The 14,257-nt window shown below is 70.6% G+C and carries 19 protein-coding genes and 2 tRNA genes; 10 read left to right on the plus strand and 11 right to left on the minus strand.

Annotated features, from left to right (window positions below):
* Nucleotides 1–26: 26 nt before the first annotated feature.
* Together CVS47_RS07895 and CVS47_RS07900 are read left to right on the plus strand one after the other, a co-directional pair.
* Nucleotides 27–1,088 carry a mechanosensitive ion channel family protein gene (locus tag CVS47_RS07895; RefSeq protein WP_127095592.1) on the plus strand — a complete coding sequence of 354 codons (1,062 nt, stop codon included), beginning with the start codon at nt 27–29 and terminating at the stop codon, nt 1,086–1,088.
* A 29-nt stretch (nt 1,089–1,117) separates the two neighbouring features.
* Nucleotides 1,118–1,576 carry a globin gene (locus CVS47_RS07900; RefSeq protein ID WP_127097251.1) on the plus strand — a complete coding sequence of 153 codons (459 nt, stop codon included), beginning with the start codon at nt 1,118–1,120 and terminating at the stop codon, nt 1,574–1,576.
* A gap of 81 nt (nt 1,577–1,657) precedes the next feature.
* Here the strand turns inward: CVS47_RS07900 and CVS47_RS07905 are convergent, their stop codons facing one another.
* Nucleotides 1,658–2,338 (minus strand): DUF8185 domain-containing protein, encoded by a 681-nt coding sequence (locus tag CVS47_RS07905; RefSeq protein ID WP_127095593.1) that lies wholly within the window; start codon nt 2,336–2,338, stop codon nt 1,658–1,660.
* 57 nt (nt 2,339–2,395) lie between these two features.
* Between CVS47_RS07905 and CVS47_RS07910 the strand changes: the two genes are divergently transcribed.
* Entirely contained in the window at nt 2,396–3,286 is an 891-nt protein-coding gene (locus tag CVS47_RS07910) for an acyl-CoA thioesterase (protein WP_127095594.1), read from the plus strand.
* Between the two features lie 9 nt (nt 3,287–3,295).
* Here CVS47_RS07910 and CVS47_RS07915 read toward each other — a convergent pair whose 3' ends face one another.
* The 4 genes from CVS47_RS07915 to ssb all read right to left on the minus strand — a co-directional run bounded on the left by CVS47_RS07915 (nt 3,296) and on the right by ssb (nt 6,728).
* Nucleotides 3,296–3,811 (minus strand): acyl-CoA thioesterase, encoded by a 516-nt coding sequence (locus CVS47_RS07915; RefSeq protein WP_241240319.1) that lies wholly within the window; start codon nt 3,809–3,811, stop codon nt 3,296–3,298.
* Nucleotides 3,804–5,486 (minus strand): energy-dependent translational throttle protein EttA, encoded by a 1,683-nt coding sequence (gene ettA, locus CVS47_RS07920; protein ID WP_127095596.1) that lies wholly within the window; start codon nt 5,484–5,486, stop codon nt 3,804–3,806. The genes CVS47_RS07915 and ettA overlap by 8 nt, the downstream gene beginning before the upstream one ends.
* An 87-nt stretch (nt 5,487–5,573) precedes the next feature.
* Nucleotides 5,574–6,137, minus strand: coding sequence for a DUF6993 domain-containing protein (locus tag CVS47_RS16930; protein WP_241240320.1), 564 nt, complete (start codon nt 6,135–6,137; stop codon nt 5,574–5,576).
* A gap of 72 nt (nt 6,138–6,209) precedes the next feature.
* Nucleotides 6,210–6,728 carry a single-stranded DNA-binding protein gene (gene ssb, locus CVS47_RS07930; protein ID WP_127095597.1) on the minus strand — a complete coding sequence of 173 codons (519 nt, stop codon included), beginning with the start codon at nt 6,726–6,728 and terminating at the stop codon, nt 6,210–6,212.
* A gap of 263 nt (nt 6,729–6,991) precedes the next feature.
* On the opposite strand from ssb, the gene CVS47_RS07935 reads away from it, so the two are divergent.
* Nucleotides 6,992–7,306 (plus strand): hypothetical protein, encoded by a 315-nt coding sequence (locus CVS47_RS07935; protein ID WP_127095598.1) that lies wholly within the window; start codon nt 6,992–6,994, stop codon nt 7,304–7,306.
* A 138-nt stretch (nt 7,307–7,444) separates the two neighbouring features.
* On the opposite strand, the gene yczR is transcribed toward CVS47_RS07935, so the two are convergent.
* Nucleotides 7,445–8,869, minus strand: coding sequence for a MocR-like transcription factor YczR (yczR, locus tag CVS47_RS07940; RefSeq protein WP_127095599.1), 1,425 nt, complete (start codon nt 8,867–8,869; stop codon nt 7,445–7,447).
* Nucleotides 8,870–8,930: 61 nt separating this feature from the next.
* Here yczR and yczE point away from each other — a divergent pair, with 61 nt between their 5' ends.
* Nucleotides 8,931–9,539 carry a membrane protein YczE gene (gene yczE, locus CVS47_RS07945; RefSeq protein ID WP_127095600.1) on the plus strand — a complete coding sequence of 203 codons (609 nt, stop codon included), beginning with the start codon at nt 8,931–8,933 and terminating at the stop codon, nt 9,537–9,539.
* 15 nt (nt 9,540–9,554) lie between these two features.
* Here the strand turns inward: yczE and CVS47_RS07950 are convergent, their stop codons facing one another.
* Both CVS47_RS07950 and CVS47_RS07955 read right to left on the minus strand, forming a co-directional pair.
* The gene (locus CVS47_RS07950) at nt 9,555–9,767 is read right to left on the minus strand and encodes a methyltransferase (RefSeq protein ID WP_127095601.1); all 213 of its coding nucleotides are present in this window, start codon (nt 9,765–9,767) and stop codon (nt 9,555–9,557) included.
* Nucleotides 9,768–9,845: 78 nt separating this feature from the next.
* Nucleotides 9,846–9,918: transfer RNA gene (locus tag CVS47_RS07955), tRNA-Arg, on the minus strand.
* A gap of 98 nt (nt 9,919–10,016) precedes the next feature.
* On the opposite strand from CVS47_RS07955, the gene orn reads away from it, so the two are divergent.
* The 5 genes from orn to CVS47_RS07980 all read left to right on the plus strand — a co-directional run bounded on the left by orn (nt 10,017) and on the right by CVS47_RS07980 (nt 12,017).
* Nucleotides 10,017–10,643 (plus strand): oligoribonuclease, encoded by a 627-nt coding sequence (orn, locus tag CVS47_RS07960; protein ID WP_127095602.1) that lies wholly within the window; start codon nt 10,017–10,019, stop codon nt 10,641–10,643.
* A 39-nt stretch (nt 10,644–10,682) separates the two neighbouring features.
* Nucleotides 10,683–10,758 (plus strand) — tRNA-His (locus tag CVS47_RS07965).
* A 112-nt stretch (nt 10,759–10,870) separates the two neighbouring features.
* Complete coding sequence (locus tag CVS47_RS07970) at nt 10,871–11,218, plus strand: metallopeptidase family protein (protein ID WP_127095603.1); 348 nt, start codon at nt 10,871–10,873, stop codon at nt 11,216–11,218.
* Nucleotides 11,209–11,514, plus strand: coding sequence for an ATP-dependent Clp protease adapter ClpS (gene clpS, locus CVS47_RS07975; RefSeq protein ID WP_127095604.1), 306 nt, complete (start codon nt 11,209–11,211; stop codon nt 11,512–11,514). The genes CVS47_RS07970 and clpS overlap by 10 nt, the downstream gene beginning before the upstream one ends.
* Complete coding sequence (locus tag CVS47_RS07980) at nt 11,511–12,017, plus strand: DUF2017 family protein (RefSeq protein WP_127095605.1); 507 nt, start codon at nt 11,511–11,513, stop codon at nt 12,015–12,017. The genes clpS and CVS47_RS07980 overlap by 4 nt, the downstream gene beginning before the upstream one ends.
* Before the next feature lie 21 nt (nt 12,018–12,038).
* On the opposite strand, the gene CVS47_RS07985 is transcribed toward CVS47_RS07980, so the two are convergent.
* The 3 genes from CVS47_RS07985 to dinB are packed head-to-tail and all read right to left on the minus strand — an operon-like array spanning nt 12,039 to nt 14,240.
* Nucleotides 12,039–12,632 (minus strand): nucleoside/nucleotide kinase family protein, encoded by a 594-nt coding sequence (locus CVS47_RS07985; protein ID WP_241240322.1) that lies wholly within the window; start codon nt 12,630–12,632, stop codon nt 12,039–12,041.
* A complete protein-coding gene (locus tag CVS47_RS07990; RefSeq protein ID WP_127095606.1) occupies nt 12,607–12,927 on the minus strand; it encodes a hypothetical protein in 321 nt (106 codons plus the stop codon). The genes CVS47_RS07985 and CVS47_RS07990 overlap by 26 nt, the downstream gene beginning before the upstream one ends.
* Before the next feature lie 53 nt (nt 12,928–12,980).
* A complete protein-coding gene (gene dinB / locus CVS47_RS07995) occupies nt 12,981–14,240 on the minus strand; it encodes a DNA polymerase IV (RefSeq protein ID WP_127095607.1) in 1,260 nt (419 codons plus the stop codon).
* Nucleotides 14,241–14,257: the final 17 nt, after the last annotated feature.

The following is a 14,257-nucleotide window of genomic DNA, read 5'->3' on the forward strand; positions in this document are numbered from 1 at the left end:
GAGGGTGCCTCGTTAGAATCGGGGGGATGCCTGATTTCACGAACCCCGAGTGGTGGGCCCAGGTGGGCCAGTTCTTCGCGTCGGTCGGCTGGAACCTGCTCACGGTCGCCGGCATCATCGTCGGCGCGATGGTCGTGGCCTGGATCTTCCAGCGCATGATCGCCCGCATCGTCACGCGGATCGTCTCGGGTGCGAAGGACAAGGCGAACGTCGACGACACGATGGCGCTGGATCGCTCCCCGCTCGCGGCCGTGCGACTGGTCCAGCGCACCCGCACGCTCGGGTCCATCCTGCGCAACATCGTCAACGTGTCGATCGTCGTCATCGCGGCGCTCATGATCGTCAACCTCCTCGCGCCGACCGCATTGGGCTCACTCACGCTCCTGACCGCGGCCGTGGGCGCCGGGCTGGGTTTCGGTGCGCAGAACATCGTGAAGGACATCCTCAACGGCATCTTCATCGTCGCCGAGGACCAGATCGGCATCGGAGACGTCGTCGATCTCGGCCTCGCCACCGGGATCGTGGAGTACGTGAGCGTCCGCGTGACGCACGTGCGCGACGTGAACGGCACGCTCTGGTTCGTGCGCAACGGCGAGATCCTCCGCATCGGCAACATGTCGCTCGGCTGGTCGCGCGTCATCATCGACCTCGCGGTGCCCGCCGACGCGGACATCCCCGAGGTCGAGGGCGCCATGCTCGAGGCCGCCCGAGGCCTCGCGAAGGACCCCAAGTGGCGCACGCGCATCCTGGAGGCGCCCGAGGTCTGGGGGCTGGAGTCGGTGTCGGGCGACGCGCTCGTCATCCGTCTCGTGATGAAGACGCGGGCGGGCGCGAAGGACGACGTCGCGCGCGAGCTGCGCATGCGGCTCAAGAACGCCATCGACGGGCTCGGGCTCACCCTGCCGCAGCTCAACTCGATCATGCTCACCGGACTCGAGGGTGCGAGCCGCGTCCGCGGCGCGAACCCGCCCAAGACCAAGCCGACCCAGATCGCTCCGCAGGCAGCCGCGGGCGCCGTGTGGAAGCCGAAGAAGAAGCCACGGGGCGCGGCGCATCCCGCTCCGGCACCGGAGGACGAGACGCCGTGACCGACGAGCCCGCGATCGACCCGGCCAGCATGTACGAGCAGATGGGCGGCCACGCCGCCTTCGTCCGGCTCGTCGACGTCTTCTACGCCGGTGTCGCCGGCGACGACGTGCTGCGCCCGATGTACCCCGAGGAGGACCTCGGCCCCGCCAAGGAGCGTCTCACCGGGTTCCTCGAGCAGTACTGGGGCGGACCGACCGCGTACAGCCGGGAGCGCGGCCACCCGCGTCTGCGGATGCGCCACATGCCCTTCCACGTCGACCCGGAGGCACGGGACCGCTGGCTGCTCCACATGCGGGCGGGAGTCGACGCCCTCGCCCTTCCACCACTCCTCGAGGCGACGCTCTGGGACTACCTCGAGCGGGCGGCGCACGCGATGGTCAACACCTTCGAGCCCCGCGGCATCGGCCCGCAGTCGGGCGGACGCGATGACGCGGCGGCCGCGGCATCCCTCCCCCTCACCATCCGCCGCGCACCGGACGCACCCTGAACCCACCGGACCCGACGCGGGAGTCGCCGGGCGGCATCGCGACCGAGCTGCGGGAGCGGTCCTTTCACGGCGCCCGTGCGCTCAGGAGGCCGGCGGACGACCGGTGGTGCGCACCTGCGTGAGCCCGGCGCGCACGGGACGACGCACGATGATGTGGCCTCGGGTGAGCGACAGCCGGGTCCATGCCCCGGAGGTCAGCACGCGCGCCGACTCCTGCCCGACGATGAACCCCAGGGCGAAGGCGGCGAAGGCCGCCCCGCGCGGAAGATCGGCGATCGCGGCGTCCGACTCCCCCCACACCGCCGCGCGCACCGTGTGCACGATCTCCTCGCCGGCGTCGGCGGGCATCGCCTCGGCGACGGCTGCGATCCCCCACTGCGCGCGGGCGGCCAGCTCGGACGCCTCGATCTCGGTCGATGCGGTCCAGCCGGCCCGCGGCGCGGAGATGCCGGCCCACATCGCCGAGAGCGCCGTCTCGGGCAGCAGCACCGCCCGGTCATCGAGCGGATCGCGCAGCAGAGCGGATGCCTCGACCACGAGATCGCACTCGAGTTCGGGATCGACGGGCAGCGCCCGCAGCGCGAGGATCGTGGGCGTCGGATCCATGAGGGTCTTGGGCGCGAGAGGAGCCGAGGACATCGCCAGAGTCCCGCGGCGGGCCTGCAGCCGCACGGCGCCGTCGCCCAGTCGCGCCGTGCGTCCGGCGAAGGTCAGGGCGTCGACGACGGCGTCGGCATCGGGGAACAGGATGCGTTCGGCCATCCGCCTAAACTACCAAGCGCGGCATCGGCCGCCGGAACGGGAGACGCTGTGAGCTCGATGGACCACGCCTCCGCCGAGGCCGATTCGCTCACGCCCCTGCGGGCAGTGCTCGACCTGTCCGGCTCGCAGGCCCGCACCACCGAGGACATCTTCACGGGCGAGAGCCAGCCGATGCCGACGGGTCGCATCTACGGCGGGCAGGTGCTGGCGCAGTCGATCGTGGCGGCATCGCGCACGCTGCCCGAGGGCCGTGCGCCGCACTCCATGCACGGGTACTTCCTCCGCCCCGGAGATGCGTCCCGCGGTCTCACGTTCTCCGTCGACCGGATCCACGACGGCCGGTCGTTCTCGACCCGCCGCACGCAGGCCTTCCAGGACGGCGTGCCGATCTTCTCGATGATCGCGTCCTTCCAGGACGAGGACCCGGGGCTGGAGCACCAGGGCGCGATGCCCGAGGGCATCCCCGGCCCCGACGGTGTCCGCGATTCGACCGACGTGCTGCGCGACGCGCCGTCGTCCGCGTGGCGTCTCATGCGCAACAGCCCCGTCGACGTCCGCCACGTGACCTCGCCGGTGTACGTGAGCGTCGAGGGCGACCGGGTGCCGGCCCAGGCGGTGTGGCTGCGCGTCCGTGGCCGGCTGCCCGACGATCCGGCGATCCACCGCGCGGCGCTCGCCTACCTCAGCGACCTCACGATCCAGGAGCCGGTGCTGCGCGCGCACGGTGTGGCCTGGGCGACGCCCGGGCTCAAGGTCGCGAGCCTCGACCACGCGATGTGGTGGCACCGTGCGGGCCGGGTCGACGAGTGGATGCTGTACGTCCAGGAGTCCCCGAGCGCACGCGGCGGACGCGGGCTGTCGACCGGCCGGATCTTCAGCCGCGACGGCGTGCTGCTCGCGAGCGTCGCTCAGGAGATCACGGTGCGGGTGCCGGCGGGCGCGGTCTGACCCGCAGGCTCAGCGCCGGTGGCCGTAGACGATCGGCGCGCCGACGAACGGCTCCCATGCGGCCCGCTCCTCGGCGGTGATCCGCGTCGGCCGGCCGGTCGCGGCGTCGACCTTCACCAACACCGCCGTCGAGCGCGCGTACACGATCTGCTCCGCGCCCGGCGCGGTCGTCTGCACCGGCCCGCGCACCTCGTAGCAGACCTCGACGCTGGAGCCGCCGAGGGCGCCGAACCAGAGCTGCACATCGAGGGGATGCCGCTGGTACGGCACGGGCGCGAGGTACTCGATCTCCTGGCGGGCGATGAGGGTCAGGATGCCGCTGTGCATGCCCGAGTCGAGCACGGCGGTCGGCGGAGCATCCTCCCCCTCGCCCGGCAGCCAGAAGGCGCGGACACGCGCCTCCTCGAGCAGCTTGAGCATCGAGGTGTTGTTGACGTGGTTGAACGCGTCGAGGTCGCCCCAGCGGAGGTGGATCGGCACGTGGACGCGCCGCTCCTCCCCCGCCGGAGCCGGCTCGTCAGTCACGCGTGAGCTTGCGGTACGTCGAGCGGTGCGGGTTGGCCGCATCGGCGCCGAGGCGCTCGATCTTGTTCTGCTCGTAGGCCTCGAAGTTGCCCTCGAACCAGTACCAGTTCGCGGGATCCTCCTCGGTGCCCTCGTAGGCGAGGATGTGCGTGGCGATGCGGTCGAGGAACCACCGGTCGTGCGTGATGACCACGGCGCAGCCGGGGAACTCGAGGAGTGCGTTCTCGAGGCTGCCGAGCGTCTCGACGTCCAGGTCGTTCGTGGGCTCGTCGAGCAGCAGCAGGTTGCCGCCCTGCTTGAGCGTGAGCGCGAGGTTCAGACGGTTGCGCTCCCCACCCGAGAGGACTCCGGCCTTCTTCTGCTGGTCGGGGCCCTTGAAGCCGAACTGCGAGACGTAGGCGCGCGACGGGATCTCGACCTTGCCGACCTGGATCCAGTCGAGGCCGTCGGAGACGACCTCCCACAGGTTCTTGTTCGGGTCGATGCCGCCGCGGCTCTGATCGACGTAGGAGATGTCGACGGTCTCGCCGATCTTGACCTCTCCGCCGTCGGCGGGCTCGAGTCCGACGATCGTCTTGAACAGCGTGGTCTTGCCGACGCCGTTCGGGCCGATGATGCCGACGATGCCGTTGCGCGGCAGCGAGAACGAGAGGTCCTCGATGAGCACCCGCTCGCCGAAGCCCTTGCGGAGCTTCTTCGTCTCGAGCACCTGCTGTCCGAGGCGCGGACCGGGCGGGATCTGGATCTCGTCGAAGTCCAGCTTCCTCGTGCGGTCGGCCTCGGCCGCCATCTCCTCGTAGCGCGCGAGACGCGACTTGGACTTCGTCTGACGGCCCTTCGCGTTGCTGCGGACCCACTCGAGCTCGGACGCGAGGCGCTTGGCCAGCTTGGCGTCCTTCTTACCCTGGACCTGCAGTCGCTCCTGCTTCTTCTCGAGGTACGTCGAGTAGTTGCCCTCGTAGGGGTAGAGGCGACCGCGGTCGACCTCGCAGATCCACTCGGCCACGTGGTCGAGGAAGTACCGGTCGTGCGTCACGGCCAGCACGGCGCCGGCGTACTTGGCGAGGTGCTGCTCGAGCCACTGCACGCTCTCGGCGTCGAGGTGGTTGGTGGGCTCGTCGAGGAGCAGGAGGTCGGGCTTCTGCAGCAGCAGCTTGCAGAGCGCGACGCGGCGCTTCTCACCACCGGAGAGGTGGGAGACGATGGCGTCCGGCGGCGGGGTGCGCAGGGCGTCCATGGCCTGCTCGAGCTGCGAGTCGAGGTCCCAGGCGTCGGCGGCGTCGATCTCCTCCTGCAGGGTGCCCATCTCGGCCAGGAGCGTGTCGAAGTCCGCATCGGGATCCGCCATCAGTCCGGAGATCTCGTTGAAGCGGGTCAGCTTGCCCATGATGGGGCCGACGCCCTGCTGGACGTTCTCCAGCACGGTCTGGTCTTCATCGAGCTCCGGCTCCTGCATCAGGATGCCCACGGAGTAGCCCGCGCTCAGCTTCGCGTCGCCGTTGCTGGGCTGGTCGAGCCCGGCCATGATCTTGAGGATCGTCGATTTTCCGGCACCGTTCGGGCCGACCACGCCGATCTTCGCTCCGGGGAGGAACGACATCGTCACGTCGTCGAGGATCACTTTGTCGCCCACGGCTTTGCGCGCGCGGACCATCTGATAGATGTACTCAGCCATATCCGCTCCAGTCTACGCGGCGGCGCGCTGCTCGCCTTCCGGCGACGGCGCGCGCAGCACGGTGACGGCAGCCGCCGATGGAGCTGGTCACCAGTCGATCGCGCGCGTCTCCCCCAGCAGGCATCCCCCGGACGGCAGTCCGGGCAGCACGGCGGTGACGGGGCTCGGCGTGGTCGGCCCGACCTGGCCCGTCAGGCACTCCTCGCCCCACCGCACCGCGAACTGGATCGCCTCGGCCGGGTTGCCGATCGTGGTCGCGTCCTGGGTGACCTGCATCGCGGCCTTGTCGAAGCCGGCGGTGGAGAGGGCGTCGACGTAGCTGCGGCCCGTCACGGGCGCCCCGTTCGCCCACACGGTGTCGACGACCGACGCGAACAGTGGGAGGTTGTCACTCGCGGACCCCGTCGGGATCAGCGCGGGCGGCAGCGTCGGCTCGGCCGTCCCCGGTGCCGACGCCGTCGCGGACGGCGACCCGCCGTCGCCGGTGGGTGCAGGCTCCGCGGGCGCCGGATCGGAGGGTCCGGCTGTGCATCCGGCCACGAGCAGGGCGATGACCGCTCCGATGAGCAGCGGGGCCGTCGCACGGCGGATCCGAACCGGAACGGCATCGATGCTCCGACGCGGGTCGGGGACGACGCGTCGACGAAGCACGGGCCGAGTCTACGGCGGACGCACCTGTGCCCGCCGTTCGACGCCCTGTGGCCACCTCGGACGCCCGCCGACTCAGAACGGCGTGGGAATCGGCTCCTGCGCCGCGGAGCGCTCGTCCGCTTCGGTCCAGGCCTCCCCGGCGATCTCGGATGTCCCGTCCGAGCCGTCGCCACCGGGAACAGCCCACTCGTCGGTGCGGGCGGCGCCGGTGGAGCCTGCCGCGGCGCCGTCGCCGGAGGTCTGGCCCTTCTCGTAGACGGTGGTTCCCCACCGCAGATCGTGTCCGATCGCATCAGCCTCGATCTCGGCCGTCAGTCCCTTCTTCGTCCCGTTGTCCCACTCCCGGAGGCGGAGGCGTCCGGTCAGGAGGACGCGGTGCCCCTTCTGGAGGGATGTGTAGGCGTGCTCGGCGAGGCCTCGGAACATCGAGACCGTGTACCAGTTGGTGGGTCCGTCCACCCAGGCGTTCGTGCTCCGGTCGAAGCGCCGCTGGGTGCAGGCCAGACGGAAGCTCGTGACCGCCCCCGCCGAGGTCTGTTTGAGGTCGGGTTCGGTCGCGATGTTGCCGGTGACCGTGATGACGTCGCTCATGATGTGTTCCCTCTCCGCTCGGAGACCTTCTCCGAGTCGCGCCGGCATCCGGGTGCCCACCGGACGCCGGCGCATCTCCAGCGTGCGTGCGCGCGTCGCGTCGGTGGAAGCGCCCGCGTTCATCAGTTGGCAGAAGAGCGCGGAATGACGTTGGGGAGGAGCCGTGCAGGCGCGAACTGCCCGATCGGATCGGCGTTTCGCCGGTGGAACGGAATGTCCGAGGTCGAACTTATGTTCTATCCATCAGACGAGAGGAAGACACCATGCGCACGCCCCTGACGACACCGAAACGGACGATCGACGCGCCGCGCGAGCTCTCCTCTCCGACGCTCGATGCGGCGGAGGCAGTGATCACGGCCGCACGACGCGCGCTCCTCACGGCCGTCACAGCGGCTCCCGGCCTCTGGCGGATCACCGGTCGGGACGGCCGCGTCATCGGGCACATCCGGGCGACGGGTCAGGGGGCGACGCTGCGCTACGGCGCGCTGCGCTATCAGCCGCTGTCGCGGGCCTTCCGCGATCTCGGTGACTTCTGGTCGTGCGAGCAGGCGCTCGACACCCTGCGACTGTCCCGCTGAGCCGCGCCGGCGATAAGCGGCGCCGGCGATAAGCGGCGCCGGCGACAACCGGCGACAACCGGCGACAACCGGCGATGCGCGACGACACGCGGCGACACGCGGAGATGCCCGCGCCACCACAGGCACCGGTGACACGTATCAGACGACTGCCTCGAGTCGCGGCGCCGTCGTCGCCGGCGCGGCGCGTCGCACACGATCCCACGACGCGGCCAGGATCTCCGCGCTGCGCTCCAGGCTCTCGGGCGTGGCCGTGAACGGGATGCGGAGGTGTCTGTCGTGTCCGCCGTCCACGGAGAAGCGCGGGCCCGCCGACAGCAGCAGTCCGCGTGAACGGGCCTCCATCACGACCGCCGCGCTGAGCGGCTCATCCAGTCCGACCCACAGCGACACCCCGCCGTGGACGTGCGGCACCGACCATTCGGGCAGCTCCCGCCCCAGCGCGGCGACCAGGGCGTCGCGGCCCTGACGGAGCACGTGCGACCGCTGCGCGACGATCTCCGGCATCCGCGGGAACAGCTCGGTCACGATGGACTGCTCGAACTCCGGCGTGCCGAGGTCGTGGGTCGAGCGGGCGGCGGCCAGACGGCGGATCAGGGCGCCGTCTGCGCGGATCCACCCGACCCGCAGTCCGCCCCAGACCGTCTTTCCGACGGACCCGATGCGCACCACCGTCGACGGATCGTCCGACACCAGCGCCGTCGGATCGTCGGGCCGGTCGATGTCGAGTTCGGCGGTGGTCTCGTCCACCACGAGCGTGCAGCCGACGCGCTCCGCCGCAGCGACGACGGCCGCGCGCTCCTCACCGCTCATGGAGCGGCCGGTCGGGTTCTGGAAGTCGGGCATGAGATAGGCCATCACCGGGAGGGCGCGCGAGAAGGCCTGCTCCGCCCGATCGAGGTCCCAGCCGTCGCCGGTGGTCACCGGCACCCCGACGAGGCGGGCACCGGCCTGGCGCAGCGCGTCAGCGGCGTGCGGGTAGGTCGGCGTCTCCACGAGCACGCGGTCGCCCCGGCTGAGCAGCACGGTCGCCGAGAGATGGATGGCGGCCTGTGCCCCGGTCGTGATGAGCACCTGGTCCGCCGACGTCGGGATGCCGCGCCGCGCGTACCCGGCCGCGATGGCGGTGCGCAGCTCCGGCCGGCCGACCACGTCGTACCCCACCCGCGAGACGAGCGACGCGGCGGAGCCCGCCACCCCGGCGATCACGCCGGCGAGCCCAGGCCACGCGGGCGGGCTGGCCTGCTGGAGGTCGATGGTGTCGGCGTCGGGATCCACCCGGCCGGGCTCGCGGCGTCCCAGCGGCAGTGTCACGCTGCCGGAGCCGCGCGTGCTCTCGATGTGGCGGGTGTCGCGGAGGCTGCGGTAGGCCGCCGCCACGGTGGTGCGGCTGACCTTGAGCGTCGCGGCGAGCTCGCGCTCGGCGGGCAGTGCCGTGCGGGGCGCGAGCCGGTTGTCGAGACACAGGAGTCGGATGCCGTCCGCCAGGGCTTCGTACGCGGGCTCCCGCGTGCGCCATCCACCCAGGGAGAGAGCGAGCATCCGAGCCGAGATACGGGAGTCCACGAGTCCAGGCTATCCCCATTGGACTGGCCGGTTATGGCCAATCGTGCGATTGGATGGACCCATGACCCGCCGCGTTCTCCAGCTCCTCATCGGTCTCGTCCTCTACGGCACGGGCTGCGCCCTCACCGTCGAGGCAGGACTGGGTGTGGACCCGTGGACCGTGTTCGCGCAGGGTGTCTCGATCCACACGGGACTGGGCATCGGTTGGGTGACGAACATCATCGGCTTCCTGGTGCTGCTGGTGTGGATCCCGCTCCGGCAGAAGCCGGGCCTCGGCACGATCGCGAACATCCTCCTGGTGGGCACCACCATGCAGATCGTCCTGGCCATGGTCCCGCCCGTCGCGGGTCTCGTCGCTCAGCTCCTCGTACTGGTGGCGGGCATCCTGCTCGTGGCCGTGGCATCCGGGCTCTACATCGGCGCGCACTTCGGACCCGGTCCCCGTGACGGGCTGATGACCGGCATGCATGCCCGACTCGGCTGGCCCGTGTGGCTCTGCCGCCTGACCGTGGAGGCCACGGTGCTCGTGCTCGGCTGGCTGCTGGGCGGCACCGTCGGCATCGGCACGGTGCTCTTCGCCGTGTCCATCGGCCCGCTGGTGCATCTGGCTCTGCCGCTGCTGGACGCACGGCGCCCCGCGTCTCGCCGGCGGGTCGTCAGCGCGGTCTGACGATCTAGTCCGAGCTCAGTGCTGGCGGAATTCCGGCCAGTCGCTGTTCGGCTTCATGTGCGAGCGGAGCGCACTCTTGGCGATGTCCATCGACGGGTACGTGCCGGTGACCTCGTCGGCACCCGCCATCGTCACCGTGTAGCCGTCGCCGTCCTTGCGGATCGAACCGACGACGCCGCCGGTGCCGTAGGCCACCCACAGGGCCTGGGGGGTTTCGGTCGTGCTCATGGTGGCACTCCTTCCGATGGAGCGAACGCTACGCTTCGGCGCGGACTTCGCCAACCCCCTCGACGGGAGGCCCTCGGGTGCCCCCGGCTGGACTCGAACCAGCAACCGTCGGATTAGAAGGCCGATGCTCTATCCATTGAGCTACGAAGGCGGACTCCTCCAGGCTAGCGCGTGACCGCACGGCCGCCCATGCCGGCCGTCGCCCGCGCCCGCGGGGCCGCTGTCCTCCCCCGTCGATAGACTGACGACATGGTGGGGGCTTCTGAGAACGACCGGCTCGTGTGGATCGACTGCGAGATGACCGGGCTCGACCTGGCCGTCGACGAGATCGTCGAGATCGCGGTGATCGTCACCGACTTCGAGCTGCGTCCCCTCGATCCCGGCTTCCAGATCGTCGTCAAGCCCGATGCCTCCGCCCTGGCGAACATGGGCGATTTCGTCACCGAGATGCACCGTACGTCCGGGCTCCTCGAGGAGATCCCGAACGGCGTCAGCGTCGCCGAGGCCGAGTTCCTCGCTCTCGAGTACATCCAGCGGTTCGCGCCGCTCGAGGGCAAGGCGCCGCTGGCCGGCAACACCATCGGCACCGATCGGATGTTCCTGGCCAAGTACATGCCGCGCATCGACCGCTGGCTGCACTACCGCAACATCGACGTGTCGAGCGTCAAGGAGCTGTCCCGCCGCTGGTACCCGCGCGCGTACATCCACGCTCCCGCGAAGGACGGCGGTCACCGCGCCCTGGCCGACATCCGCGAATCGATCCGCGAGATGGCCTATTACCGCGAGGCGGTGTTCGTGCCGCAGCCCGGCCCGACCAGCGACTCCGCACGCACCGTCGCGGCCTCCGTCGTGTCGTCGTACGCGGCGGACGTGTAATACAATCGAGGGGTTGACCGCGCGAGCGGATCGGCGATGGTGGGTATAGCTCAGTTGGTAGAGCGCGGCCTTGTGGTGGCCGATGTCGCGGGTTCGAGCCCCGTTACTCACCCCAATCAGAGCGGGGACATCGGGCCCGGCTCGATCGCGTCCCCGGGTTCGCGCCGGTGGGGAAGAGCGGGCCGCGTCGTCCGTCAGCCCGCCCCGCGCTCAGGGAGGCGACACTGATGGAGATGGATGCGGCATCCTTCGAGTCCCTCGTGATCGCCGAGCTCGATGCGCTCCCCGATGACATGATCGACGGTCTCGACAACGTCGTCTTCGTCGTCGAGGACCGGCCCGAGGACGGCAGTCTCGACCTGCTCGGTCTGTATGACGGCTGGGCGCTCACCGAGCGCGACAGATACGGCGTGGGCGAGCTCCCCGACCGGGTGATCGTCTATCGCGAGCCGCACCTCGCGGTGTGCGAGGACGAGGACGAGCTGCGTGACGAGATCCACACGACGCTCGTGCACGAGATCGCCCACTTCTACGGCATCGACGACGAGCGCCTCCACGAACTCGGATGGGCCTGATGTCCGCCGCCGTTCTGCCCGTGCCCGACCTCGACATCGAGGACGCCCTCGTCAGGGAGGCGTCGCCACCGTGGGAGACGGTCGTCTGGAACGACCCCGTCAACCTCATGAACTACGTCGTGCACGTGTTCCGCGAGTACTTCGGATACTCCCTCGAAGAGGCGACGCGGCTGATGCTCGCGGTGCATCACGACGGGAAGGCGATCGTGGCCCAGGGGGCGCGGGAGCAGATGGAGCTGCACGTGCAGGCGATGCACGACTACGGCCTGTGGGCCACCGTGAGGAGAAGCGGATGACCGAGGGATCGCGCCTGGTCGTGCTGGAGATGACGCGCATCGAGGCGACGCACCTCGCCGGCCTCGTCGGTCAGTTCGTCGAGTTGCTCGAGGACGACGTCGAGGGCGCGCGCACGGACGATCCCGCGGTGGCCCGCCTGGTGCCGCCCGCCTACGCCGACGACGAGGAGGCGGCGCGGGAGTTCCGCTCGCTGACCGAGGACGACCTGCTGTCGCGGCGGGCCGCGGACGCGCACGCGGTGCTGTCATCGCTCGGCCCCGAGATCATCGATGAGGACGCCGACCTGTCGTTGGCGACCGTGACCGACGTCATCACCATCCCGCTCGATCCAAACGGTGTGAGGTCGTGGCTGCGCACCCTCGCGGCGGTGCGGCTCGTGCTGGCGTCGCGACTCGGCATCATCGACGATGACGACCACTCCGAGGACGATCCGCGCTTCGGCATCTACGACTGGCTCGGCTTCCGCCTCGACGGTCTCGTCCGGGCCGCCACCGAGGACTGAGGCGCGCGGCGGGCTGACGCCTCAGGGGATGGACAGCACGAGCGTCGCATGCTGCGCGGGCTCGTCGCGCGCCAGGTGCCGCTCCTCCTGCTCGGCCCATCGCTCCCAGTGCGGACGGTAGGTGTCCCCGTCGCGGTCGAGCGCCCGTCGCCGCCGCGACGCGGTCGGGGAGTCGAGCCACACGCGTACATCGCTCAGTCGTGCGGTGACGGGCGTGAGGACGCCGGAACCCTCGACGATCAGCGGGAGGGACGGATCGACCGCGTGCGCCTCGGCCGGCTCCTCCGCCGTCCAGTCCCAGCGCTGCCAGACGCCGATGAGACCGCGCGCGTGCGGGACGAGGATCTGACGACGCGCCGTCTCCACCCCGTCGGCCAGGCCATCCCATCCGGGGTAGATCGAGTCGAGCCCGACGAGCTGAACGCGCCCGCGGATGGGCCAGCGGGCGACGAGATCCTGCGCGATGGTGCTCTTGCCCGCGCCGCTTCGACCGTCGATCAGGACGACGGGATTAGACGCCTCGACCGCGACGACCGCATCCAGGATGCGGGCGACGGCGACGGCGCGTGCAGCGGCGACCGGGTCGGAGCTACTTCTTGAGGGCGCGGATGACACGGCTGAGCGCGCGACCGGCCACCCAGACGAAGGGGATGCCGACAGCGAGGACCGACACGATGTTCGGCTCGAAACGGAGGTCGTCGCCGCGACGGATGTAGGCGCCGAGGGGGAGGGCGTAGCCGCCGCCACCGCCGCCGCCGTTGCCCTGCTCGTCGGAGCCTCCGCCGAAACCGGACCACGTCAGGGCCACCGGGATGATCCGGATGCCGTCGACGTCCTCCTGCTGGCCGTAGGCGCTCTGGACGCCGAGGGAGGCGGACTGCTTGCCGAGTTCGAGTGCGATGTTGGGCATGGTTCCACGCTACTGCCCGTGGACGGGGATGCCCAGGGTCGGGGGAAGACCGATCACTCGAAAGTGCGCGGAGCGGGGTTCGTGGGGACGGCGGTGATCGCGCGACCGCGACCTAGGAGGGCCGCCCGCGTCACCGCGCTCATGCCGAAGCGGGCAGTGGCGTCATCCATCGCGCCGTCGAGCTTCTTCCACTCCTCGTCGTCGTCCCACAGAGCCATCGCGTCGCCGCCGGCCGGCTGCAGCTTCTCTGCGCGCACGCCGATCAGCCGGATGGGCTGCCGGTGGTCGACCGCGTCGAAGAGCTCGTGCGCGACGTCGCCGATGCGCTGGCTGACGGCCGAGGCGGCCTCGAGGGTCTGCGACCGGCTGATGGTGGTGAAGTCCGCGTAGCGGATCTTGATCGACACCGTCGCCGCCTCCCACCCGTGACGGCGAAGTCGGGCGCCCACCCGGTCGGACAGTCGCCGCAGCTCGGCGCGCAGCACCGCCGGGTCGGCGATGTCCTCGTGGAACGTCTCCTCGTGACCCACGCTCTTCTCGACGTGCGTCGTGGTCACCTCGCGCGCGTCGAGCCCCCGGGACAGGTGCCACACGCGTTCCCCGCCGGCCCGCCCGAGTGCCCGCTCGAGGACGTCGCGCGGCGCGTCGCGGATGTCGGCGATCGTGCGTATGCCGCGCGCCTCCAGCGACTCGGCCGCCTTCGGACCCACGCCCCACATCGCCCGGACGGAACGCGGACCGAGGAAGTCGAGCGTGTCGGCGGCGGCGACGATGAGAAGCCCGTCGGGCTTGCTGATCGTCGAGGCCATCTTGGCGACGTGCTTGGTGGCGGCGACGCCGATGCTGCACACCAGTCCGGTCTCGGCCAGCACACGGCTCCGCACCTGCCGCGCGATGGTGCCCGGGCTGCCCCACAGTCGTCGGGCACCGCGCACGTCGAGGAAGGCCTCGTCGATCGAGAGCGGCTCCACCAGGGGTGTGAAGGACCGGAAGATCTCCATGACCTGCGCCGACATGGTGGTGTAGCGCTCGAACCGCGGTGAGACCACGATCGCCTGCGGGCACAGGCGCAGCGCCTGCGAGACCGGCATGGCGGAGCGCACGCCGAAGCGCCGGGCCTCGTACGAGGCGCTGGAGACGACCGATCGCCCCTCCGGCGCTCCGATGATGATCGGCTTGCCCGTCAGCGTCGGATCGTCGAGGACCGCCACCGACGCGTAGAACGCGTCCATATCGACGTGCAGGATGCCGGTGCCGGTGTCATCGGCGTCATCGGGCGACACGATGCGTCCCGTGCCATCGCCGCGCCCCATGCGTCCATCCTCTCGCG

Source organism: Microbacterium lemovicicum (assembly GCF_003991875.1).
Classification (GTDB): Bacteria; Actinomycetota; Actinomycetes; order Actinomycetales; family Microbacteriaceae; genus Microbacterium; species Microbacterium lemovicicum.